The sequence below is a fragment of the Ralstonia sp. GX3-BWBA genome, from assembly GCF_003290055.1.
Classification (GTDB): domain Bacteria; phylum Pseudomonadota; class Gammaproteobacteria; order Burkholderiales; family Burkholderiaceae; genus Ralstonia; species Ralstonia holmesii.
The window spans coordinates 473,972-498,574 of the sequence record NZ_QMKS01000024.1; the positions used below are offsets into that span (position 1 = coordinate 473,972).

Sequence of the window (24,603 nt, forward strand, 5' to 3'; positions counted from 1 at the left end):
GTCATGACACGCATCTCCGCCTCAACGCCCAACGTTCTCTCGTTGCCCGATCCGGTACAGGCACCGCAGAACACGGCTGCGCCGCACCATCGCAAGCATCATCGACATGGCGCGCATGGACACGACCATTGGGCCGAGCAGCTGGTAGAAGATCAACTGCATCATCACAAGCACGTCGCACAGGTTGCAAAACGCGTGCGCCGGCCGCGCACGGGCAAACGCACTGGTGCGGGCTCGCCCGAAGAGCCGATCACCGACAGCACGTTCGAGGAATTGCTCCTCATGCTGGAGGAGCATGCGCGCAAGGTCGAGCCCATGGTGATTGGGTTGCCGTCCCGGCAAGACCAACGCGACGGCGATGACGAACAGTCGCGAGACCACCGCAGCGCCCAGGGCCGCCGTGCCCTGTTGCTGCAGTACTTGCAGGAACAAGCCGCCGAGCCCGCCGCCGCCGCACCGCAGAAGGCCGCAGGCGCCGGGACCACCGCGTTGCCGGCCGACACGCTGCTGCCCGAGATGGAGTCGCCCAGCTATCAGCGGCTTGAACAGGAGTTGCTTGCCGTGCGGCACGCCATGCATACAGGCCACCCGATGCCGCTGCGCATGGCGTTCGACATCCTGCGCAGCTATCTGAAACAGACGCCGGTCGAAGGCACGCCAGGCACGCTGGCCGCTGTGAAAGACCGGCTGCTGGCAAACACCACGCCACAACACGCTGCCGCCCACGCACTGACCGATCGCGAAAAAACATTCAACCTGCTGTTTCCGCTCTTGCTGCTGAGTCCATCGCGGCCGCGCATTGGCCGCGAGCGAGCCGAAAGCATCGCACGCAGCAGCGCCGTCGCGCGCCGCTGGACAACCGAACTCTGGTCTTACCGGGCGGGGCTGGGTCTGGCCCTGCCTCCGCTTCCTGATCCTTCCCCGCAATCACCATGAATAAGCACATTCGCGTGTTGGCAGGCGCGCATGCCGGCGCATGCCTCGACCTGACTCCAGGCCGCTGGACGGTAGGCCCCGACGCACAAGCCAGCATCCGCATCTCCGATTGGGCGGGTGATCCGCTCGCGCTGCTTGTCGATACAGAACACGGCGTCCTGATCGAATCCGACGACGGCGGCAGCACCTGGGACGACCTGACCCCCCGCCGCTTTGGAGAGATCATTCTGTGCGTCGGCCCGGCCGGGGAGGCATGGCCATCCGACCTTGCACTCCTGGAGCGCGTGCTATCGCCCGCAGCCGCAGAGCCTGGCATCCACGGCGTTGCCGCCGCGCAAGCTCCTGCCGCCGACACCCCCACGCCCACCCGGCCCCGCGCACGCAAAGGCTGGATGGGCGTGACGGCAGTCGCGCTGCTGACACCGTGCGCACTGCTGCTGGCATCGACGCGCGAAACATCCTCCGCCGCGCATTCCGCCGCCACGGCACCGATACCGCTGCTGGAACGTGTGCGCACATGCCTGGCGCTGCACCGTATCGACGGCTTGCAGATCGAGCAGCACGACAACGAGATCGTCGTGCACGGCATCGTGACTTCAGCCGCCGAAGAGCTCGCCACCCTGCGCGATCTGCGCGCGGTGTCAGCGTCCGTCCACACCGATCTTTCAATCGCGCAGGAGGTCATTGAAAACCTGCGTGAATCGCTGCAGGAACCGGGGCTGCGCATCAGCTATCTGGGCAGCAACCGGTTCTCCATCACCGGACCAGCCATGCACCCGGAACGTGTTCGTGCAACGGCGGACCATGTGCGTAGCGACCTGGGCGGCAACATCAAAGACATTGCCTTGGACATCACGCAAGCACGCGTGCGCGACCCTAAAGCCGATGCCACGTCCGCACTTTCGGTTGACGAACTGAGCTACATCGAAAGCTCAGACGGCACAAAAGATTTTCTCGCTGCGCGGCGTTAACACGCCTGTACGTTCTTGCCATTCCCTCTTCTGGAGACCCACATGTTTGACCACTTCTCGCTCGACATCATCGAAACGTTTGACGGCATCCAGGCGTTTGCCAAACAGGAAGGCCCGAAGGACTTCGGCCCGCTGAACAAGGCCATTGAAGCGCTCAAGCACACCGCCATGGACATGGAACAGCGCGCCATTCGTGCGGTGGACGTCAACCAGCGCGAGCAGCTTCGCGTGCTGTCGCATGGTTTTTCCAGCGCGGCACAAGTGTGCTCGGGGTTGATCCCGGCATAACACGCGCAGCGCGCAGACGGGCTTCGCGAGACGACATCACATTTCGCCTCTTCGCCAGTCCAGCGCAGAGAAATCCACGATGATGACTTCACGGCGAACACAACAGCAGCACGTTCGCTAAACCGAATCAGCGACATCCCATACCGGGGTGTTGTTGAAAAACCCGGCTCTCACCCGAGACCATTCATCCACTGCAAAGGAGTTTTCCATGACCATTCAAACCACTGCCGCTGGCCTGGGCGACGCCGCTAGCCGTCTGTCGTTCAACGCTCAAAACGAAGCCGTCACCAAGGAAGGCGAGCAAGACATGCTGAACGCTGCCAAGCTGCAAAACGAACTGAACCGCGTCAACATGTTCGCCAAGCTGATGGAAGCGGGCCCGAAGGCCGCCAAGGACCTGATCTCGTAATGATCGGTTCCGGACGGCACACCGTGTGCCGCCAACGTTCGGGAACGGGGCCGCGCCGTTCCCGAGCGGTTTTTCAACGCACCGCCCGCGCGCTTCTGCTGTTCTCTGCACTCGGCCCATCGCGCCGCCGCCCGATTCACTGAATCCGACCCGCCACCGCGATCCCGACATGACACCGATCCACCGCAACGTTTCCGCAGTTCCGGCACCCCCTGCACCGGGCCAATCCGCGTCGCACCCCACCCACGCCCACGCCCACGCAGGTGCGCGCGCATCCGGCACGCTGCAAGCCGTGGTATCCGCCGGCACGCAAGACATGCTGAACGCAGCCCATCTGGAAGATGAACTGAACCGCACGCAAGCATTCTCCAAGCTGATGGAAGCCGGCCCGAAAGCGGCCAAAGACCTGCTGGTGTAAAGCATGAGCATGGAACGGCGCGACAGCCTCATCCGCGACATGTGCATGCATCTGCAGATTCCGGATGCCGATGCCATCATCGCCGCCGGCAGGCTCACGGTGGAGGGGTTCGAAGTCATCATCGATGCGGTCGAGGAAGACCTCGATGCGTTCTACCTGAACTTCGACTACGGCATCGTCACAGGCGGCCGCACGCTGCGCGTGTTCCGCCTCATGCTCGAAGCCAACGTCACCATCTATGCGCAAGACCATGCCCAGCTCGGGCTGGATGGCGATACAGGCGGCATCATCCTGATCGTGCGCGTGGCGTACGACCCCGACATCGACGGCGAACAGCTAGCCGAACTGCTGGGCCACTATGCCGAGCACGGCCGGTACTGGCGCGACAACATCCTGCAGACAACCGACGACATGTTCGAGAACCTCTCGAACGGTACTTACGTGTGGATTCGCGCGTAACGCGCAATGCGTGAGGGCACCGCGAACGCTTCCACCCGAGCGGCTTCGCAGCATCCGTGATGATTTCGTGAACGCGAACGTCCGCTGTCATATAACGCCGTACGCTCGCGGCATTACATGCGAAGGTGCTCGTTGAAGCTGACGTGTCGGCTGCTGGGGCATCGCCAATCCACGTTCATGTCCGCCTCACGCACACCGTATCTTCCGACCCTAGACGTACCGCTTCTGCGCGCCGATGAGTTCTTCCCGTTCGCGGCGCACCCCATCCACATCGGTACATATCAGCTCTGGTTCACGTGTGATGCCGACGCCGACCCTGAGTCGGTCACGGTTTGTATCGACCTCGGCAAGCCGCTCGAGATCAACGTTGACGAAGCACTGCACGTGATCCTCGGGCTCTGCCTCGGCCTGCCTGCTTCCTCGCGGGGCGTGGTGGCGCAGCAGGCGCACACCGGTACGCTGGTCTATCGCTTTGCTTACATGCTGCACGAAGACCCCACCGGCGCTCTGCTGGTTGACGCAATGTCCGGGCTTGCAGCATCAGCCATATCGGTCTCGAAGTGGTCGGTGCACTGACGGATTGCGCGTGGGCCGGTGGCATGCAACTTCGCCACCGTCACACCCCGTTCGCATTGCACGCGCGTTTGTCATTCGTCCGCATCAAAGTGGTATGCCGATTGACCACGCCAGTGCCTGAGCATTCCGAGCCATGCCACCTTCACGCCTGTTGCCCGTCAACGTGCCGACATCGCCGTCGGAGTACGAGACACTCCACGACTTCGCTGCGCGCACACCATCGCCCCCGCCCGAGGGCAGCGCTGCTCCGCAGCCTCGCAAGAAAGGTGGCTGGCTCGGCAACCTGAAATCGCGCGTGCGCGAAAAGCTGCCCAAGAGCGACGAGACAGAACTGGCCACACTGTTAAGCGACCGCAAGCGCTCCGGCGCGTCGTTCAATACGGTGGACAACTACAAGGCGCCCACGCGCGGCACGTTGACGACCACGCCCGAGACAACCCCGCAGGCCGCCGAAGGCACACCGCATCCTGCCACACCGCAGGTTCAGGAACATCACGAGACGCGCCGCGCGGCACGTTCCCAGCGCAAGACTTCAACCATGATGCAGCGCGCCGAACAGGGTGCGCAGCGCCTGCGCCAACGCGGAAAACCGCCGACGCCCCAAGCGGCAACATCGACCGCTGCGTTGACGGTTCCAGCGACGGCCGAAGCGTTCCGCCAGAGCGTTGCGCAGTTGTTCCGCACGGCGGGCAGCACAAGCGAACGAGAGCTGCTGGCCGATCGGCTCGGCGTCTTGGCGGCTCCAGCGCAGGGCACCTCGTCCGCAGCAGGCAACTACATCGGGCCGATGTTGGCAGCACGCGCGCTGGCGGCCACCAGCGGCGGCAATGCAGCCGATGCGCTGCGGGTGCTGCAGCACGTTTCGCATGCAGTGCACTTCGACGCTGCCGCCTTTGCCACGCCTGTACCGACGCCGAGCCATGACGGCTCAACACATTCCACGGGCAGCTCTTCGATGGGCATGGGCCGCCTGTTTGGTGAGACGGCATCGGCAGCAGTGTCGCATCGCTCCAGCGCGTCTGACCTGGGCTTGTCGCATCTGTTCGGTGCGGACGAAACGTCGTCACATGGTGCCGAAGCCAGCGGTAGCGAGACGGTTGATCAGGAAAGCCCGCGTTCGCTCTCCCGGCAATCCAGCCTGTCGGCCCAGTACGGCTCAAGCGGCTCCGGTGGCTCTTCACGCAGCCTGACGGTCCCGCCAATGCCGCAAGGCATGAGCGATGCGGGCGTGGCAAGCGCGGCGTGGCGCACGGCGCAGTTGCTCTCGCGCAGCCATCACGGCTTTGAAGCGCTGACCCGTCTGATGCAAGCTCCGCCCACCCCGGAGCAGGCGCACACCGCACGCGCCTTCTTGCAAGCGGCCGACCATGTTCATACGGCTGCCACTACGGCGGCCGACCCCACCGCCCTGTTGCACGCCCACCCGGCTGGCAGCGGCACCCAGGCCGAGTCACTCGCCGTCAACGTCATGCATGCCGCTGCGCTCAAGCTGCGCGGGGAGCCCGTCGGCGCGCAACAGACCGGTGTCCTTTTTGCGTGGCACCAAGGCTTTCGTGAAGACGGTCCGGGCTCGGATCTGGCCAGCACCAAGGCACGCCTGGCGAAGTTTGTCGGGCGCACCATTCCGCGGGTGGAAAAGCAAACCACGGGCAGCCATTTCTGGCAGATGATCGGCAAGAAGAAATCGCCGCTGTCATCGGCTGCGCTTGGCATGCACGGCGCACAGCGGCCTGGGCTCGTCAAGGAAATGGACACCTATACGGCGGCGCTGCGGACGATGATCGACACGCTCGCGCAGGCTGGCAATGCGCCTTCGCTGCACACCATCGCCCACCCAGGCGATCTTTGGCGCGGCGCGATCCTCGAGCACTGGGCCGGGCTGGCAGCCGCCAACGCGCCGTTGAGCGACTACGCGCTCACGGCAGAGAAGCTGCGTGCGCTGCAACCCGAAGTCGGCGCAGCAGTCAGCCGCATGCAGCGCGAGAACGCCGAGCCAACCGCTGTCGCCCGCACGCCGGGCAGCTCGCCGGCCCACCAGGAATTCGCGCAATTCGTGGCCCTGACCGGACTGACTGACGATGCAGACAGCCGAGCCTGGGCGCAAACCCGGCTGAATACGCTGACCCTGCCGCAAGTCAATGCCGCGCAGGCCCACGTGGCGCAGCTCATCGACCACGCCGGCCTGGTGGGCGAGCCGCCGGAATACCTGGTGGGGCTGCAGCCGTCGGCCACGCTGTTGCGCTACTGGAGTGCCCACGCGGGCGAGGCCGCCGAAGCCCCTGCATTCCGTAGCGCACTGGAGCGTGCCGACAAGCTCGAGCACCCGGAAGACCTCAAGATGCAGGCGCCCACCATCGAAGACGCGCGCAAGACCATCGAGACGCTGCTCACGTCCATGGAATCAGGCAACAAGGTGCGCCTGTCCAACGGAGGCTGGATTGGCGGCAGCACGACCGGCGTATCGACAGGCTTGTCGCACGTCGGCAAGGCGCTGCCGGTGCCCGTATCGGTACAACTGGACGCCAATTACGGCAGGGGCCGCCAGGCCGTGGTGGAAATCGGACGCAGTTCTCATGGGCGCGACGTGTTCGTCGGCACTGACCGCACAATGCGCGCCTCGGTCGGTGTGGGTGCCTCCGTTGGCTACGACCTCAAAACCTGGGGCAAGCGCCTGCGCGCCAATCTGCTCGCCGTCAAGGTCACGCCATTCGATCTGGAGACCGGTGAGCCGCGCGGCGTGGTCATCCGTGCCACGCGGCCCACGCAGCGCCCCGTAGAAGGCCACGACGACTGGGAACCCATCAAGTACGACGACAAAGCCGCTGCGGATGCCATCGTCAAGGCCACCAACCTGCTGTTCGAGCACGCGTCTGCCGCGCCCGAGCACCGACCCGATGCCGATACGCTGTGGAATACGCTGGCACAGCACTGTGGCGAAAGCGGTGGCAGCGGCGGCATTTCGATCAGTTGGGTCGACCAGACCAAGAAGCGCTGGCGCGCGTCGATGGACGCGAGCGTTGGCATGAACGTACGCGTGAGCAGCCCGCACACGCCGGTGCGGATCGGCCCATCAGCACGGCTGCGCGGCGAGAAGACGCTCAGCAACACGGCCACCCTGCAGGAGAAGACCGGCACGATGCGCATGGAGCAGTTCAGCGTCGCCACGGGGCACAAGGTGACGGCGCGCGCCGGCCTGGCGTTCTCGGTGGGCCGCACCTTCTACACGGCAGCCCCCGACGACAATGCATCGGCCAAGGCCGGCGAGAGCGGCAAGTTCACACAGTCGTTTACCGGCGGCATGCCGCTGGGGTTCAACTGGAAGCTGTCGGAAGGCGGCCACACGACGAAGGTGAAGATGGCTTATCAGAACGGCAAGATTGCCGATCGCGTCAGCTACTTCGACACCGAATACCGCAGCGTGCGCGAATACCTGGCTGTCGTGCGCAGCGACCGCGATGCGTGGATCAACATGCTTGCCCACAAGCCCGGCGGTACGCCGGAAAAAGCCGCACGCGAGTTCGAAGCCTACTGCGAGACCGTCGAAAAGCACGCCCGTCCCAACCAGCGCTACCTGCACCGGCATCGGCTTCGGCCGTCTGCCGCTCGCGAGATCGAGGGCCACCTGGCCTTGGCGGACCTGCACCGAAGCATCGACCCGAATTCTGCCGACGCACAAGCCTCCGAAGCGCTGGCGCAGGCGCTGCTGGAAGCGCCCACGTCGCGCCTGCCGGAAAAGCTCGCTATCGTCGAACAGGTGTCCACCAGCCGCAGCCGTGGCTTGACCAGCGCGCTACAGCTACGGGCCAGCAAGGAAGCGGAAGGCACGCGCGAACTCGCCGCCATCAAGTTCGGTTGAAGATCAATTCATCAGGTTGTCAGATAAGCCGGCGAATTAACGGTTTCGCCGGTTTTTTTATGTGCATATGCGCATAGTCGTTCACACAGAATGCGGCATTCGCATGCTCAAATGACGATTTCCAACTCAACAAAAAAAACTCAATCAGATCTAAACGCGATTTCACTCTTTATAGGGATGTGTGAGCAAATTGTGAACGTTATGCTTGGCCCCAGTTTGAAGCGCCATCTGCAAAGATTCCTCTGCGCGATGGCTTGAAATGGGGAAGCGCTATGAAGTTCGCCGTACTGACCTCCAACCCGTCCAGCTTTGCCTACGTGGCAAGCTGCCTATCCACGCAAGAGGCGGAGTGCATCCGCTTTGACGACGCCCTGTCGCTGCTGCGTGCGCGCCGCACGGAAACGTTTGATCTGTTGATGATTGACGCTCAGCACTTCCGTACGGCAGGGCAACTCGTGCTGTCGTGGCGGGAGTGCAATGCCGACATGTGCTGGCCCACCCTGGTGTTCGGGCAGTTTGTCGACCGGGGGGACATGGCGTCGGCCTTCGATGCCGGCGTGGACGACGTGCTGACCGGTCACTTCAGCGCTGAAGAACTGCAAGCCCGCGTGCAACGGGCGCTGCGCCGTGCCGAGCCAGTGCGCCAGAATGCCGGTATCCACGTCGTGGTGGGGCCGTACCGGCTTTGCCGCCTGACCCGCACCGCTACGGTCAACAGCGTCCCCATTCGCATGACCGCACGGGAATTTGCGACGGCATGGCTGCTGTTCTCTTCGCCCGGCTCGTTCCTCTCGCGCCAGCAGATTGCATCGGCCGTGTGGGGCGCAGACGCCAGCATCGTCGAGCGCTCGATCGAGCAGCACATCTACAAGCTGCGCAAGAAACTCCAGTTCGGCCCCGAGACCGGCGTGGAACTCAAGACCGTCTATGCACGCGGCTATCAGCTCGCCGTGCAAGCCGCCAGCAACGAGCCGGCAGGCCCCCAGGCGCGCACCGTCCTGGCCGCTTAGGCCGCTTAAGCGGCCTTTTTTGCGCAAACGATTGCGCGTCGCAGGGCCACTGCGCCCACAGCAAATTGTTTTAGCGTTTCTTAATAAAAACCTTCAAGGCAGATAATTTCAGTGCCGGCTTAAAAAACTCAGCGCCGGTTTAAAAAACATTGCCTTGTTAATGGTTATCGCGTTAATGATTCTCGTGCGAGCGGATTTCACCCGCGCATTGCTGATATAGCGCTGCCAATTCGGTCCGATTGCGTGCTTGTAAACGCATCAGGATTTGGCGCACGTGCGATTTCACGGTTTCTACGCCGATATGCAGTGTCTGCGCGATTTCCACATTGGATTTTCCCGAGGCCGCCTCACGCAGGATGTCGCGCTGGCGTGGCGTCAGCACGGAGAGCAAAGCCCCCTTGCTGGACGAACGGGCAGGCGCCTTCCGCCTGGATTCCAACATCCGCCCGAGCATCGCGTGCGCCTGCTCCAGCGTGACCGGCTGGGCCGGCGGGTCTTCGCCGGCGGCCTGGGCCAGTTCGGTCAAGTCGACCAGGATCCCAGAGTTCGGGGCGCGCGAGACCTGCCGAACCGCGATCGTAAGAGGCACCACCGCCTGCGCCCGCCAATCGGCTGCCGCAGGGAGAGGGGAGAAATACCGGCATTCTGCCGTGCTGTCGGCTGCGTGTAGCAGCACGTCGTTCTGGGCCCGGGCGTTCATGTCGTCCTTCGCTCTTGTGGAAGCTATTGCATCTGGATGCAGTGGCGTGCGCGGATGGGTATCGCGGCAGCCTCTTACTCTCTCTGTGCAACGAGGGAGAAAAACCGGAACCCCGATCGGAAAAAAATTTCGCGGCCGACGAACGCTCAGCGTGGGCCGATGCGCACCCACACGCCGGCAAGCTCCTTCACCTGGATGGGCAGCGTTTCGGCCAGCATCTGCAGGGCGCGGCAGCCGCCGAGGGGGAACCGCCCCGTCACGCGCAGGCCGGCCACCTCAGGATGCAGCTCGATCAGGCTACGGTGGTAGGGGCGCAATGCGTCGATCACATCGGCCAGCGGCTGGTGTTCGACCTCGACCATGCCGCGCGTCCAGGCGGCTACGTTGCGCGCCATGAGCGTGAGTTTTTCGATGCCGCCGTCGCCAAGACGCCGTACCTCGCCGGCATGCGCCGTGGACACCGCACCTGCCGGCGTCGACAACGCCGCGCTGCCTTCAAGCACGGCAACCTTCATTGCGCCGCCGGGCTCCAGCGTTGCGCAGATCATGCCGCCCGTGCATTCCACCGCGCCCGCGGCAGACCACAACCGCAACTGACCCGACGGCGACCCAGCGACGGCCAGCACGCTGCCGCTGCGCAGACGCACGTCGTAACCGCGCGCAAGCGCAGAGGCATCCACCGCGCTGCGCGCGTTCAGGCGTAATTGATAGCCGCCGGCCAGCGCGAAATCGCGGCGCTCCGAGGTGACCGTGCGCATGTCGGCAACCAGGTCGGCCAGCGGAATCTCTCTGTCAACGAGGGCGGCAACGCCCAGACCCAGCCCGCTGAAGATGAGCGCGCGGCGCACATGCCGTGTTGGCGAAGAAGGCGCATCAAGAAGCCGCCGCGCAGCGCGCCGATGCGGGTCTGCCACGGGGGGCAGTGCCACCGAACCCAACGCGCCTTGCAAACGCTGCACGGCAGCAGCATGCGCGGGGTCGGCTTCCTGCCAGGCGGCAAAGCGCTGGCGCTCCGTCTCGGAAGCTGTGCCCGAGCGGAGTACGACGAGCCACTGGATCGCCTGCTCGGCGATCCGATCGTCCAGCGCGTGCTTCACGACGATTCAGCCAGATAGCAAAGGCGCATGGCCTGCGTCATGTACTTCTGCACCATGCGAACGGATACCTGCAGGCGCTCGGCAATCTCAGGGTACGTGAGGCCATCGAGCTGGCTATAGAGAAAAGCGGCGCGCGCCTTGGCGGAAAGCCCATCGAGCATACGATCGATGGAGGTGAGGGTCTCGAGGATCAACGCACGGTCTTCGGGGGACGGCAGCGTTGCTTGCGGTTGCGTGGCGGCCCACGCCATGTAGGCCTCTTCCAGATCACGACGACGCCAGATGTCGTAGAGCACGCGCTGCGCAATCGTTGTCAGCAAGGCGCGCGGCTCGCGGGTGTCTTGCCACCCTGGCCTTTGCAGCAATTGCACAAACGCTTCCGCCGCGATGTCTTCGGCGCCAAAGCGGCAGCCCGTCTTGCAGCCCATACGACGGGCGAGCCACGCATAGTGTTGTCGGAACCAGTCAGAGGCCAGTTCGGTAACTGGCTGGCAGGTTTGCGTCACGGTACCCTCCGCGAAAATCTGTGCTGGCCGTTCCCCGGCAAACGACCCGACCCGGTATCGAGAAAACCCCACCCAGGTGTCGAGATTTTAACCACCGCTGATATTTCAGGTGGGCATTTTTTCGGCTTTTATCGCAGTTTTTCGGCACACCCGCCACATCCGGAAGCCCGTGCTGGCATCGTTCTGCGGTGCAACCCGGTTGCTGCAATGCGTTGCAGCGACAACCGCCACGGCGCCCGCCCATGCCCCCCGAAGACTTGCCCCACCCCCCGTTCGACGACGACGCATTGCCCGCGCATGCCCTGCGCATCGGCACCCGCAACGTCTGGTTGGCTTACGACGGCTACGCCGATCCCGACATGCTGACCGCGTACGTCGAACTTGGGCCCCGCGACACGTTGGACGTCGCGCTCACGCTCAATCTGCTGCTCGGCCTCTGCCTGGAAGTGGACGGTGCTGCACGCGGCAGCGTTGTGCAACACCCGCAAACCGGCCAGATGATCTATCGCTTCCGCTACGCGTTGGACGACGACCCGGAAGCGACCGATCTGCTCGATGCCATCGCTGCGCTCACGGCAGAGCTGGACAACGGCGCCGCGCCCGCACGGTACTGAGCCGCCGCGGGCGGTCGCTTCGGATGCCGACGCAGCACTTCGGTGCCAGTGACGTTCGTCGGCAGTGGCTGGCTACGCTTGCAAGGTTCAACTGTGCTCGGGCGAGTCCGCATTGCCCCGGCATGCCAACCTCGGAGCCCTCGCCCATCATGAAGATATTCTCCCGACACTCCAGCGCGACGCCTCCGGCGCAGACGTCGTCCAGCGCACCGGCCTCGCAATCCGCGCAGCCATCGATGCCAAGCGTGCGCAAGACTTCGCAGTTGCCCGGCGGCCTGCGCGATCTTGCCGACATGGTGACGGCGAACCGCCAGAAGAAAAGCGCTGCGTCCCTGACGAACGAGCAGCTCAAGGTTGCGCTGTCGAGCACCACGTTGAGCGGACGCGGAACGCGCGCCGCGCACCGGGAGGCCCAGAAGCGTATTCGCAACGGCAAGCTGCAGTGGCCGCCTCAACAGTCCGCACAGCCGCAAACCGCTGCGCCGCAGGCACAGGGGCACGCAAGCAGCACAACCGCAACGCCGCTTCACACCCCACACGCGCAAGCGAACCCGAACCCGAACCCAACGCCCACGCCGACGGAGCAGCCCCACGCCGAATCGTCTGGTACTGCCCACACCGAACACACCGAACACACAGAACACGCCGAACACACCGAGCATGGCACCCAGCAAGACCTTGCCATCGTGCTGCGGCCGCCGTCGCCCTCGTCGTTGTCTCCCTCATCCAGCGCGCACGCGCAGGGCCGCCACACGCCGCCGGATGCGCCCGTGTTCGATCCCGATACCGGCGCGCTGAACAAGCCCCAGTTGCGCCAGATGGCGCTTGCGCTCAAGGATGCGCTACCCACGGTGCCGGTAGCACTCACGCGCTCGCACCCGCACAGTGACGGGCTGCGCGCCAAGCTTCAGCATCAGTTGGGCACTATCCAGACGATTGCCGCAGACAACACCCGCAAGGCTCCGCACGAAGTCGGCATGGCCGTGCGTGATGCCTTTGCGTCGGCGGCCAAGACCGCGCGCCAGCTTGCCAAATCACTGGGTAACCATGATCCGGCCGACGCCTACAAGGGGATCGCGGCGCTGCTCACCGAGCTCAAGCGCACGCACCTGAGCGGCAGCGCGCACGAGGTCATGAGCCACTACGCCGAGAAGGAAACCGCCAACCTTGAAGCCAAAGCCCCCGGTATCAGCACGGCAAAGCCCGGCTCCAACGTGAGCACAGGCACGTCGGGCAGCGTGTCGATCTCGGCCTTCCCAACCAACCGCTATGCCGGTGCCCACTTATCGGTGGAAGCGGGTGGCGGCAAGGGCCGGCTGTACTTTGCCGATGATGACGGCGACGTCGACTACTGGCCCTCGGCACAGGCCTTCGCCAAAGTTGCGCTCGGCGGCAAGCTGGGCGAGTGGGCCGCCAAGCTGGCGGGCAGGCTGGACCTGTCCGGCGGCAATGTCTACCTCGAACACGATGACTTGCGCCAACTCGTCAAGCTCGTTGCCAACCACGATGCCAACCACGCCTGGGTCAAGTCTGCCGGCCCACATGCGCGCCAGGCGATGCAGCAACTGGAATCGTTGGCCAATCTCGTGTCTCACGCCATCGGCCGCAACTACACGGAAGCCGCGGGCAAGCCCTACTTCCTGAACGACGCCAAGATTGCCAAGGGTTTCAACACCTTGAAGATGACGCTGCTGGCCGGCGCGATCGACCAGCAAGTGGGCGGCGACCGCTTCAGCACGCTAATGAAGGCCGCGTACCCGCCAATCGCCGACGTGCTGACGGACCGCATCGGCAGCGGGCAGCCCATGCCGGCGCAACCGCGACGCGACGTGCCCGATTCCGTGGCCTATGGCGACCGCTTCCTGGCCTACCGCCAGGTGACCGGCAGCGTAGATGCCAACGTCGGCAACGAGACCCACGGCGGCACCAACCTGGAAGCCGGCGGGAGCTTTGATGTCAACGTGCGCGGCAACGTGGCGCAGTTCTTCACGGAAAGCGCTGCCGCACCGCACACGCTGCTGGACCCGGGCTATCACAAGGATTACCAGTCCACGTTCAAGCTGCATCAGCAGCTCGATGCCGCCTGTGCCGAGCCACCGCCCGCGCAGCTCCACCTGTACAACGAGACACGCAAGGCACTCACGCACGAACTGCACGCGGACCCCGCTCAGCCCTTTACCGAAACCGAGCGCCTGCACTACGGCGAGGAAGCCAACATCCCCGCGCAGTTCCACAACGCCATCACGCACGCCAGCCCCGAACAGCTCAATCACGCGACGGACCAGCTGGAGCATCTCATCGGCACCTATCTGCAATTTGCAGATCACGCCGGCGCCGTGCTCGCCAGGAACGATCGCTTCATGCCCGCCAAAGAGCGCGATACGCTGAACCAGCATCGCGAAGCGGCTTTCGCACAGATCAACCAGACCGTGTGGCATGGCCGCTATCCGCAGAAAGATGCGCTGGCCAACCCAGAGGCGTTCGTCGCCAAGAGCCATGCTGCGATCAGCTTGGCGCTGGGCTGTGTGGGCGCGCATATCTCTGTCGTGAAGCAGCAGATGGCGCAGCGCGACGAGCACGGCACGGCCGCCGCCGAAGCCATCCTGACGGCGGATTCGATGTACAAGACCGCGCGTGAAATGCTGGACAAGACGTACCTGCCGCTCAAGAACTACGACGTGCAGAAGAACGGCCCGCTGAAAGACAAATCGCTGTGGCAGCGTTGGGATACGGCACTGAAGGCGACGGTTTCCGGCGGCGCGCAAAGCAGTGCGCTCAACGCGATCCTCAACCGCTTCGGCCGGTCCACCGGCAAAGTGCAACTGGGACCGTTCACAGGTTCCATCTCTGTCGGCAACAGCGCGGGGCAAGTCTCGCTCACCGCCGAGGCGCGCCTGATGAACGCCAATCATCAGGTCAACCCCAGCCGTACGGGCAAGTTCTGGCAGTTCACGTTCACCGCGCAGGGCGGTGCGCCCATCACGGGCGCGATACTCAACAAGGCCATTGCAGCGGCTATCGAAAAGTTCGCGCCGAACATGCGGCTGCAGGACGACAAGTTCGATCCGCACGAGTTGATCCGCCAGACGCAGGGGCTGCTGCTCAACGTGACCGACGGCACCAGCCTGGTCGTCAAGTTGCGCCAGGCGCCGGACGTGCAGAACGCCCCGATGGAGCTGCAATACGCGCGCGTCCTGCGCAACAAGAACAGCGGCATGAGCCTGTCGCTAACAGTGCCGACGCCGCATGGCACGTTCACGCCGTCGGTCTCGCATACGGACAGCACGCAGAGCTACGCTGGCGAGGTAATGGGCTCCGACACGAGCTACCTCATCATGCAGCATCCCTTCCTCGCCAAGATCGTCGACGCGGAAGCCCACCGCGAAGATGCCGCGCTACGGCAGGCGTTCGATGCGAACCCGGTGCAACGCGATCGCTACCTCGCCAATCCGAACCTGATGGCCGATGTGGTGGCCAAGTACGCAGCGGCGACGCAGGAGATCAATGCCGCGGCTACAGAGAACCGCCCCGTCCAGATCAAGAACGAGTTCGTGCGCTACCACGCCGCAACACCGTTCGCACGCGCGGCACAGGTGTCGACGCAGGTGGCTGCGCACGCGCCGGGTTCGACCGCCAACGGAGAACAGCTGTTCAAGCTTGCCGAACCGTTGGCCAAGCCGATCGACGTGAGCCACCTCGACGTGGAAGCGATGCGTGCACGCCTGCAAGCCATGACGACCATCGAGGAACGCGCCGACTATCTGTGCGACTCCAGCCAGGGCCGCCCGCTGCTCGACGCGTTCTCGAAGATCATCGGCAACACGCGCGCCATCAACTCGGCCGCGCTGTTCCATACCGAGGAGCGCAACACCGGTATTCAGTCGCTGGTGCGCAACCCCAAGGCGCTGCAACGCGAGAATGACCGCACCCAGGCGGCCCTGCACGGCAAACCCCAACCATCCGGCACCATTGGTCAATTGCGCACACGCCTTGAGCCGGCCAAAGCATCGGTCAAGCAGGCCACCCTGGCGGATCTGCAGCAGCTCGCTGCCATGAACCTGCCGATCAGCCAACAGGCACAGCAGGAGCTGCAGCGCCGCAAAGCGCTGCTCGGCAACGCATTCCCGACTGACGAGGGCCAATCGCCAACGTAAAGCCCACTGACTTCACGCTCTGCCGCCAGCCCTGGATGCGCCCGGGCTGGCGTTTTTTTTGCCCCCTCGCAAGCATTCTTGTTTCGTTGCGTAGGCCCAGAAAGACAAAGGCCGGCATCAAGCCGGCCCATGGGAATACACGATTGAACGGCCCCATCAGCCGGCGTGCAGCCAGTCGCGCGCGACGGCAACGTGCCGCTGTGCCACGCCCTCGCCGGCCCTGACGTAGCGTGCAACGTAACTCTGCAGCGGCGTCCAAGCCGCGAGCTTCTGGACAGCCTCGTCAATCGACCCGCCAGCGGCGCCATATTCGAGCAACGCCGCAAAAGCCTCGGCGCGGACCATCCTGGCTGCCGCGTCTTCCAGCAACCCGGGCTCGCGCAGGCGCTCGCTCACCAACAGTGCCATCAGCGCATCAAGCGGCAGCGCCTCTTCGTCCAGGCAACCCAGCGCATAGCGCTCTTGGGCTCGTTGGAAAACCGCGCTGCGCAGCGCTGCCAGCTCGCACAGGCCATCCACCAGTTGGCCCAGACGGCGGCTGTCGCGGTATGAACGCACGGCGTCGGGCGCGATGGCGTTGATATAGCGCTCCATCCAGATGCACAAGGCGTCGCTGCCATATTCGGCGTCATAGGGCTGCAGGCGTGCGCGCCAGCCCTGGCGCAGCGCGATCCAATCCGGTGCAATGCCAGAACCGGCCGTCGCGATGGCGCCGGCTGCGGGCCGCAATTCGGCCAGCCGTGCAGACAGGTGCGCCGGCACATCGACACGGCAGGCGGGCGGCAGATCGCGCAGCGTATCGGGCAAGCCAGCCAAGGCGTAGCAGCCGCGCAAATCCAGGTGCGTCAGCTGCTTCAGATCGCCAACAGACTCGGGCAAGATGCGCAGCGATCCGCAATCGCGCAGGCGCAGCGTACGGAGTTGCGCGCAATGGCCAATGCCCTCCGGCACAGCCACGAGGTTCGACATGCCAGAGACGTCAAGATGCCGCAGCTTGCGCAGTCGGCCGAGTGACTCGGGCAGTGTCGTCATGGCGCTGTTCTCGCGCAAGTCCAACCGTTCCAGTTCGGCCAGGTTGCCCAAGGTATCGGGCAGCACAGAGAGCAGAGGATTGCCACGCAAGTGAAGCTCGCGCAACTGCGAAAGCTGGCCCAGGCTGATCGGCAGTTGGGCGAGCAGCTTGTTGGATGCCAGCGTCAGCGTTTGCAATGCGGCCAGCGTGCCAAGCTCAACCGGCACGATGCGCAGATCCGTGCCCTGCACAACCAGGCGCTCCAGCTTCGGCAGTTGAGACAACGACGAGGGCAGCGCGCGCAGCGGCGAATCCAGCACGACAATCTCCTGCAGCTGCAACAGCTTGCCGATCCGCCCCGGCAACGCTGTCAAACGCGGGTTGCGCGCGAAATGCAGCGCGCTCAGGTTGACCGGCAAACCGCCGGACGCCGGCCACTCAAAGAGATCGCAATCATGGACGGTCAGCCGCTCCAGCTCTTCGGCCAGGCACAGGGCGGCAGGCAGGCGCATCACCGGAATACCGTCGAGCACGAGGTGCCGACTTTTCTGCTGCATGGCCAGCAACATGCGCGTAGCAGCCAGGGCCAGACCCTGCTCGGTGGGTCGTGCGGTGTCGGTCAACAACGGGCCGCTGTAGCGGTGCAGGCGACGCGCCATCTCCTGCTGCCAACCCGCCACCGCCTCGCATACGGCCAGCCAGCGGCTGGCATCGGTGGGCGGAACGATGGCCCGTAGGCCGTGGCCCTGGGGCATGGCTTGCTGGATGCGCAGAGCATCGCGCGCCGCGCCTGCACGTTGTTGATGCTGCGTGCGTGAAGACGTCGGCGCTGCCTGTCGATCGTGATTCGGCATCGGCACGTGAAATCGGTTGGCGGCTGGCGACGGCTGGGTGTGCCCGGTCCGCACACGCTGCAGCACGCGCCGCAACGCACGCGACAGCTTGTTGGTCACCGAGACACCTGCATCCGCCGCACCCCAGTCGGCACGGCTCTGCGCGACGTTATCGGGCAGCACGGAGGCACTACCGTAATGTGATTGCATGATGGGCCCAAGAGAAGATGAAGTGGCAATAAGCGGCGGGCAACGCGCCCTCTCCGCCTGTTTGCTGATCGTATGGACCACCGCGCAACACGACCTGTGGCAGGACGAACCCGTTGCGCCCGCGGCGAACCGTCGTGCCCATGCACGCTGTTGATACGGTTTCGCTGCAAGCCCGGCAAATTCGCACTGTGCGTGCGCATCGCTCGGCGGGCATTTCTATGATGCGCGCATGCTCGTTACCGGAGATCCGCAATGCATGCCCCATCGTCTCGCATCATGGCTGCGCGGGAGCGTCGCGCAACCACCCATGCAGTACCGCCCACGCGTCGCGAAACCCATCACACCTGGCAGCAGCAGCGCCTGCAACAACGCCACCCCATGACGCGCGCCTGCGCCGGCAGGCAAGACCATGCGCGGGCGTAACCGGCTCGCCGTCGCGCTACGGCGGGGAGTGTTTTTCGTCATTGCCCTGCTGGGCTGCCTGCCCGCGGCGGTCCTGGCCGATTGCATCGACGATGCCGCCGCTTACCACGGCGTCAACGCACAAGTCCTGCGTGCCATCGGCTATCAGGAATCGCACCTGAATCCGCAAGCACACAACCGAAACCGCAACGGCAGTGAAGACCTGGGCATGTTCCAGATCAACACCATCCACCTGCCGGAACTGTCACGCTACGGTATCGGCCGCCAGATGCTCTATGACCCGTGCGTCAGCGCCTATGTGGCCGCCTGGCACTTGGCGCGAAAGGTGCAACTGCACGGCAACAGCTGGCATGCCATCGGCGCCTATCACTCGGAGTCCCCAGGGGAAAACGGCATCTATGCCCGTGCGGTGGAAGGCATTCTCACCCGCAAGCTGGCAGTACGCGCGCCGTTGCCGGTTGCCGGGCAAACGCGTGCACAGGAGTCGGCGCCGCAACCGATGCAGGATGGCGCCAAACCCATGCACCCCGTCGTTCTCAAACACGCGGCAGATCAGCCCGCCGAACACAGGATGCATGCATCGACCGTGCCGACGGCAGGTGCAGATGAACACTGGCTCGATGCCATGCTGGCCAGCCTGAACCAGAGTGCAAGCTTGCGGGATCGGTTCAGCCGGTAAGCCCGCGCGCTATCGGTTGTTTGCGGGGTCGCCCCCCATACCGCGTCGCGTCTTCGAACTCTGAATTTTTCTCAACTGCCCCGTCGTCAATGGCGGTCCGCTGACGAAACGCTCTATCCTTCCCGGCCACCCCCAAACCAATAAATCGGGTGTCAGCAATACAAGGGGAGCAAGCAAAATGAAAAAGCGATTTCGTGGAGGAATTGCACATCGGCCTATCCGCCGGTCACTGGTTGCAGGAGCGGCCGCCGCCCTGTGGGCGTGCATGCCGGCTGGGCACGCCGTCGAACTGGGCGTGCTACATCTGCATTCGAACATTGGCCAGCCGCTTGATGCGGAAATCGACTTGACGGGGTTGCGGCCACACGACGCACAAGCGCTGGTGCTGCAACCCGGCAACCGCGAAACCTACCTTGCCGCCGGCGTGCCTTACGGCGCGAGCGCGACTTCTCTGCGTACGACATTGGTACAGCGGCAAGACGGCGGCTATGTCGTTCGCGTGTACTCGACCGTCCCGCAGGTGGATTCCATCGCGGATATCGTCGTGCGCCTTGCTGGGCCAGGTGGAGACACGCTGGCGGCATATACGTTGCTGCTCAGCCCCCCAGGCACGGCAAGCGCCCCCACCACGTTCCTGCAGACGCAACGCAAACCGGCGCCTGCTTCGGGAGTGTCGGCGCCCAGTGAAGCACCAGCACAACGCGCGCAGACGCAAGCAGCGGCAGGCGCATCCACTCCCGCCGTACACGCGACGGCCAGCACTCAGCCGCGCGGCATGCGTCCATCGGCTGCGGCAACCGCCTCGTCTCTAGGTGAAGACGACGGACGTGCTGAAGCGGCCTATACCGTCAAAGCGGGCGACAGCCTCTCACGGATCGCGCTCAGCGCCGTGCAGGATCGGGCGGACGTTTCTGCCGGGCAGGCCGCGCTGGCGCTTTACCGGAGCAATTCGCACGCCTTCATTGCTGGAAACATCAACGGCCTGCGCGTCGGCGCAGCGCTACGCATGCCACCGGCAGAGGAAATAACCGCGGTGGCAAGAGGTGAGGCCGAACGCCAGATCCGCATGCTGACGCAGGCTGCGGCTACCGAGCGCACACGACCTGTGCCCGAGGCAAATTCCAACGCCGTCGCCGGCAGTCGGCCGCCTTCGGTGCCAGCCAATGCATCGGACAAGGACACATTGCACCTTTCCGCCACGGGCATGCGCGAGCGGGCAAACGTGGGGCAGCTCAACGAAGAGTTGGTTGCGGCCAGGCAGGCGATCCATGAACTCGAATCGCGCCTTGCGCAAGTTGAGCAGAATCTGGCCGATATGCGGCGGCTCGCAGCCTTGAAGAATGCCTCGGCACAGCCTGCCGCAGCAACGGCGACGGCGCCGTCCGGGGAAGAGGGCGATGCGCCAGACAGTGGTCTTGCAAGCCGCAGCCCGATTACCCCCGATGACCCGGCACCCTGGAAGCGTGCCCACATCATCGGCCCAGTCTTTGGAGTCTTGCTGGCTTTGCTGATAGCCGCGTCGATGTTCTACCGAATGCGCATGCGCAAGGTTCAATCTGCGCTGGCCGCGATCTACACCCAACACCACGATAACGGCGATCCACTGACCGAGCGCGGCCCTCGCGCCCCGCGCAATAGCCAGACTGTGTCACCACGGTAGAGCGATGACGGCGAGGAAGTTCAGCAGCAAGACGAGCGCACCGAGAGCCCGTTACGGCTGCGCCACTTGCCGCATGTCCGAGCCTGCGCGGGCCGGCAAGTGCAGGATCGTATGTATGGCGCGTTTTCTCATTCGACGCCTAAGCAGTGAAAACCCGCACGCAAACGTTTCCTTTTCGAGGCGCCGCTACACCTCCACGAGGACGTGCCGATTCAAGGCGAGCCCTTACATTTCCAGCGAAGCGTCAACCTCGCCCGGTCTGGCGTCATATCAGAGCTGGTCTATACGGCGGCGCAAAAGGCACATGCCCCGCGCCCCCGATCGCTGGAGTCGATGGCCCCATCCAACCTGATCGACGTTTGCCCAGCACCAAGCCATGTCCTCCGCGTGCCCTCCGCTTCTGAAAGCCATCCCGATTTGCCTGATCCTGACCGCATGCGGCGGTGGCGGCGATACGGCCACCACGCCGCCCCCCAGTGCAACGCAGCCGGGTGCGCCGATCGGAGCACCGGTCGGCCCGGTGGCCCCAACGGCTCCGGCCACTTACACCATTTCGGGAACGACCACGGGCTTGCTCGATTACGGCAGCCTCACGTTGCTTAACAACGGTGCAGATGCGATCGTCCAAGCCGCCGACGGCGGTTTCAGCTTTTCAGTTTCTGTAGCGGCGGGCAGTGCCTATGCTGTCTCCGTCAACGCCCAACCGCTTTGGCAGTCCTGCTCCGTGGCAAACGGCAGCGGGCTGGCCAACGGTAACGTCAATAACGTGAGCGTGAACTGCGCGGTCGCTCAGTCAATGGTGTCCACCATCGCCGGTTCCACCACTGCGGGGTATGTCAACGGCACTGGATCGGCGGCCTCGTTCCGACAGCCGAGCGGTATTGCGCGAGACGCCTCAGGCAACCTTTATGTGGCGGATTTCGGCAACCACGTCATCCGCAAAATCGCACCGGGCGGCGTCGTCACGACCCTGGCAGGCACAGGAAGCCCGGGCCACGTCGATGGCATGGCGGGCAGTGCCAAGTTCGCGACTCCGGTCGGCATTGCGGTGGCAGCCAGCGGCAACATCTATGTGGCGGAGTTCTACGGCAACGATATTCGCAAGATCACGCCAGGCGGCATCGTGACGACGCTTGCCGGTTCGGCAACTGCGGGCAGCGCCGACGGCATCGGCGCAAGCGCCTCATTCAACAACCCGCTCGGCATTGCAGTGGATGCCAACGAAAACGTCTACGTGGCGGATTACAGCAACAACATGATCCGCAAGATCACGCCAGCCGGCGTGGTGACCACGCTGGCCGGCACAACAACAGCGGGCAGCGATAATGGCGCGGCTGCGCTCGCCACCTTCAACGGCCCTTCGGGAATCGCGCTCTCTCCGTCTGGCACGCTGTATGTGACGGAGTGGTTCAACAGCGATATCCGGCAGATCTCATCGTCAGGTGTTGTCACGACACTGGCGGGCTCCGGCGCGACCGGCAGTGATGATGGAGTGGGTACCGCGGCAACGTTCTCGCTACCGGTGGGAATCGTGATCGGTACCAACGGCGTGCTTTATGTCGCCGACGACGGCAACAACTTGATCCGCATGGTGACCCCGGCGGGCGTGGTTGCCACCTTGGCCGGTTCCCTCAACGCGGGAAGCGCCGACGGCGCCAGTAGCACCGCGATGTTCAATCAACCATCCGGGATCGCGGTCGACACCAACGGCAACCTGTACGTCGCCGACCAAGCAAACAACCTGATCCGCAACGTCGCACCCAACCCATAGAGAAGCTCGGCGTACCGCTGCGCACGCCCGCCGCGACTTGGAAACGCGTCACGCCCGGCGTCGCTTGGCCACGCCGGGCGCTGAACCGCTCTTGAGACAAAGGCTGTCTCTGGCGGGCCCGTCACTTACTGCACGCCAACACCACCGTACGAAAGGTACTGCCCGAACAGGCGTGCGAACTGGCCGCCGTCGGTGTTGATTGACGTGGAATACGTGCCGCCACCGCTAAAGACGATGGCGAATGTGTGCATGGCGCCGTATTCCCACGGGTTGCGCAGCATGTAGTCGACGTGGTTGTCGCGGTAATGCCCTGGGGTGCCGCCCGGGGTGTCGGATGGAACACCCAGCGGTGTCTGCCACCACAGGATCGGCAGACCATTGCCCAGTGCATCGCGGTAGGCAGAGACGGCGTTCTGCTGCTGGTGGAAGTTGGGCGTCTGGACGTTGTTTTCGTCCAGGTAGAACGGGCCAGTGCGGCCGGTGCATTCGCCTACCGCTGCGGCTTCGAGGCAGCCGGCATCGCGGTCGCTGGTCTGGGCGACGATGAAGTCAGCCGTATTCGCGCCGACTGCCTGCATTTCCTTGCCGATCACGTCCGGCCCGGCATTCCAGAAGGCGGGCGGGAAGCCGAGCAAGGCCTTGGGCGCGTGCCACCGCCCCATCGATACGAGGCACATGCCGATGCCGGCGGCCGTATTGGGGAGCCAGCTGCATTCCTGCTGGTTGTTCACGGAGGCGGCAAGCTGCGCCGGATCATGGTTGGGCGCCTGCGCATACACATAGCCCCAGAAGTCGGGCTCCAGATTCACCAGCACCGACGTGTTCAGATCATTGATGCGTTGATACATCAAGCGCACCTGCGACCAGTAGTTGTTCATGAAATTGGCGTCGTTGATGCCGCTCAAGTTGCCATTACCGTTGGATGCCATCTGGTAGAGCGTGAACATCGGCGTTGCGCCGAAGCTTTGGACGCGCTGCGCGGTGTAAGTCACGTATGCACCGTCAGTGTTCCAGCTAGGCCAGGCGTTCTGCCCGACGCCAACCAGGTAGGTGTCGATGATGTCCGGGCGAATGCTTTGGGCCTTCATGTCATCGGTCGATTGCCCTGCACCCAGCCCAACCTGCAGGCGCGGCACCCGGCCCATCTTGTTGAGGATGGCGGTTGCGGGGGCGCTGTCGGTGCTCTGCGTGTGCTTGATGCCGTCCTGGCTGGTCTGCGTACCGACGGGCGCACTGGCGGCCGCTTGCGTGCCCGCGCTGCTGCCGGACGTCCCGTCACCTTCGCCACCGCAGCCGAATAGAGCAAGCGAAATCAGCGCAACTGCCGCATACCGCTGAGAAAACCGGCCGACCTTGCCGCGCGAATCTGCTGCAGCGGGCACTTCCCGCACATTGCTTGCACCACGTTCTGTTTTCATTATCCCGACCTCGTCAAATCTATTTAATGTTCAACACGGCGGTGCACATCTACGCCTTCCAAATTTTTACCAAAGACGGGAATAGACTGGTCTACAACGTATTGCACAACCGGTCATCTTCTCGATAAAAACCCTGATGGCGAATGCCAACCGCCAAGGCGAGACTACCATCGCTTTTCGAGCCCGAATGACGGGTGAGGTTAATTGAAGTTTTTTTGAATGAACCAAATCGATTTGTAAGTATTGATTTGTATTTCTTTCAAAAACTCTATTCACCGAAGTTGCAGCGGCAATGTTTGAGAAGGCAGGCGAGCGTTTCTCGCATGATTGACGTGGCGCTGAAGGCCAGAGCGGCGGGGCCATGCCCCATCAAAAAGAAAGCCCCAGGCAGCTTGTAACCGCCCGGGGCTTCTTGACCGCGCTTCACGGAGGCACGTGAATCATGGCTATCGGCAAGTTTATCGGATCAACGCCCTCCAACGAACGTTGATGAGATTAATTGAACAATGCGCGCATCACTGCCATAAAGTATTCATCTTTCAGTGCGCCAAGCGATTTAATAATGCGATCGCGATATTGAATGACCGTTGATCGAACAAGAAG

The 24,603-nt window shown here is 63.8% G+C and carries 19 protein-coding genes; 14 read left to right on the forward strand and 5 right to left on the reverse strand.

The features are described 5' to 3' along the window. Nucleotides 1-3: 3 nt before the first annotated feature. The 9 genes from DOD19_RS24735 (at nucleotide 4) to DOD19_RS24775 (ending at nucleotide 8,923) form a co-directional block, all read left to right on the forward strand. On the forward strand, nucleotides 4-936 hold the full coding sequence (locus DOD19_RS24735; protein WP_112188755.1) for a type III secretion protein HrpV: 933 nt from the start codon (nucleotides 4-6) through the stop codon (nucleotides 934-936). Beyond that, nucleotides 933-1,907, forward strand: a complete 975-nt coding sequence (gene hrpD5, locus DOD19_RS24740; RefSeq protein WP_112188757.1) for an HrpD5 family protein — start codon at nucleotides 933-935, stop codon at nucleotides 1,905-1,907. The genes DOD19_RS24735 and hrpD5 overlap by 4 nt, the downstream gene beginning before the upstream one ends. 42 nt (nucleotides 1,908-1,949) lie before the next feature. Then, nucleotides 1,950-2,195, forward strand: a complete 246-nt coding sequence (locus DOD19_RS24745) for a hypothetical protein (protein WP_024978144.1) — start codon at nucleotides 1,950-1,952, stop codon at nucleotides 2,193-2,195. A gap of 208 nt (nucleotides 2,196-2,403) precedes the next feature. Next, nucleotides 2,404-2,604: a hypothetical protein gene (locus DOD19_RS24750; RefSeq protein WP_024978143.1), complete on the forward strand. Its 201-nt coding sequence runs from the start codon at nucleotides 2,404-2,406 to the stop codon at nucleotides 2,602-2,604. Between the two features lie 169 nt (nucleotides 2,605-2,773). Beyond that, on the forward strand, nucleotides 2,774-3,022 hold the full coding sequence (locus DOD19_RS24755; protein WP_024978142.1) for a hypothetical protein: 249 nt from the start codon (nucleotides 2,774-2,776) through the stop codon (nucleotides 3,020-3,022). A gap of 3 nt (nucleotides 3,023-3,025) precedes the next feature. Beyond that, complete coding sequence (locus tag DOD19_RS24760; protein ID WP_024978141.1) at nucleotides 3,026-3,481, forward strand: hypothetical protein; 456 nt, start codon at nucleotides 3,026-3,028, stop codon at nucleotides 3,479-3,481. Nucleotides 3,482-3,658: 177 nt separating this feature from the next. Next, nucleotides 3,659-4,057, forward strand: a complete 399-nt coding sequence (locus DOD19_RS24765) for a hypothetical protein (RefSeq protein ID WP_152543726.1) — start codon at nucleotides 3,659-3,661, stop codon at nucleotides 4,055-4,057. 133 nt (nucleotides 4,058-4,190) lie between these two features. Further along, nucleotides 4,191-7,913 carry a hypothetical protein gene (locus tag DOD19_RS24770; protein ID WP_112188759.1) on the forward strand — a complete coding sequence of 1,241 codons (3,723 nt, stop codon included), beginning with the start codon at nucleotides 4,191-4,193 and terminating at the stop codon, nucleotides 7,911-7,913. A gap of 272 nt (nucleotides 7,914-8,185) precedes the next feature. Continuing rightward, a complete protein-coding gene (locus tag DOD19_RS24775; RefSeq protein WP_024978138.1) occupies nucleotides 8,186-8,923 on the forward strand; it encodes a response regulator transcription factor in 738 nt (245 codons plus the stop codon). 172 nt (nucleotides 8,924-9,095) lie between these two features. Here the strand turns inward: DOD19_RS24775 and DOD19_RS27765 are convergent, their stop codons facing one another. The 3 genes from DOD19_RS27765 to DOD19_RS24790 form a co-directional block, all read right to left on the reverse strand. Continuing rightward, the gene (locus DOD19_RS27765) at nucleotides 9,096-9,623 is read right to left on the reverse strand and encodes a helix-turn-helix transcriptional regulator (protein ID WP_204360101.1); all 528 of its coding nucleotides are present in this window, start codon (nucleotides 9,621-9,623) and stop codon (nucleotides 9,096-9,098) included. Between the two features lie 146 nt (nucleotides 9,624-9,769). Further along, nucleotides 9,770-10,720: a DUF4880 domain-containing protein gene (locus DOD19_RS24785; protein WP_024978136.1), complete on the reverse strand. Its 951-nt coding sequence runs from the start codon at nucleotides 10,718-10,720 to the stop codon at nucleotides 9,770-9,772. Continuing rightward, a complete protein-coding gene (locus tag DOD19_RS24790) occupies nucleotides 10,717-11,226 on the reverse strand; it encodes a sigma-70 family RNA polymerase sigma factor (protein WP_024978135.1) in 510 nt (169 codons plus the stop codon). The genes DOD19_RS24785 and DOD19_RS24790 overlap by 4 nt, the downstream gene beginning before the upstream one ends. Nucleotides 11,227-11,468: 242 nt before the next feature. On the opposite strand from DOD19_RS24790, the gene DOD19_RS24795 reads away from it, so the two are divergent. Continuing rightward, entirely contained in the window at nucleotides 11,469-11,840 is a 372-nt protein-coding gene (locus tag DOD19_RS24795) for a hypothetical protein (protein ID WP_112188761.1), read from the forward strand. A 149-nt stretch (nucleotides 11,841-11,989) separates the two neighbouring features. Beyond that, nucleotides 11,990-15,994 (forward strand): type III effector protein, encoded by a 4,005-nt coding sequence (locus DOD19_RS24800; RefSeq protein WP_239498097.1) that lies wholly within the window; start codon nucleotides 11,990-11,992, stop codon nucleotides 15,992-15,994. Nucleotides 15,995-16,150: 156 nt separating this feature from the next. Here DOD19_RS24800 and DOD19_RS24805 read toward each other — a convergent pair whose 3' ends face one another. Then, nucleotides 16,151-18,049, reverse strand: coding sequence for a leucine-rich repeat domain-containing protein (locus tag DOD19_RS24805; protein WP_112188765.1), 1,899 nt, complete (start codon nucleotides 18,047-18,049; stop codon nucleotides 16,151-16,153). A 409-nt stretch (nucleotides 18,050-18,458) separates the two neighbouring features. Between DOD19_RS24805 and DOD19_RS24810 the strand changes: the two genes are divergently transcribed. The 3 genes from DOD19_RS24810 (at nucleotide 18,459) to DOD19_RS24820 (ending at nucleotide 22,582) form a co-directional block, all read left to right on the forward strand. Then, a complete protein-coding gene (locus DOD19_RS24810) occupies nucleotides 18,459-19,151 on the forward strand; it encodes a lytic transglycosylase domain-containing protein (protein WP_112188767.1) in 693 nt (230 codons plus the stop codon). Nucleotides 19,152-19,416: 265 nt separating this feature from the next. Further along, nucleotides 19,417-20,811 (forward strand): FimV/HubP family polar landmark protein, encoded by a 1,395-nt coding sequence (locus DOD19_RS24815; RefSeq protein ID WP_162634473.1) that lies wholly within the window; start codon nucleotides 19,417-19,419, stop codon nucleotides 20,809-20,811. A gap of 571 nt (nucleotides 20,812-21,382) precedes the next feature. Beyond that, nucleotides 21,383-22,582, forward strand: a complete 1,200-nt coding sequence (locus DOD19_RS24820) for an NHL repeat-containing protein (RefSeq protein ID WP_162634475.1) — start codon at nucleotides 21,383-21,385, stop codon at nucleotides 22,580-22,582. A gap of 125 nt (nucleotides 22,583-22,707) precedes the next feature. On the opposite strand, the gene DOD19_RS24825 is transcribed toward DOD19_RS24820, so the two are convergent. Continuing rightward, nucleotides 22,708-24,000, reverse strand: a complete 1,293-nt coding sequence (locus DOD19_RS24825; protein ID WP_239498098.1) for a hypothetical protein — start codon at nucleotides 23,998-24,000, stop codon at nucleotides 22,708-22,710. Between the last annotated feature and the right edge of the window lie 603 nt (nucleotides 24,001-24,603).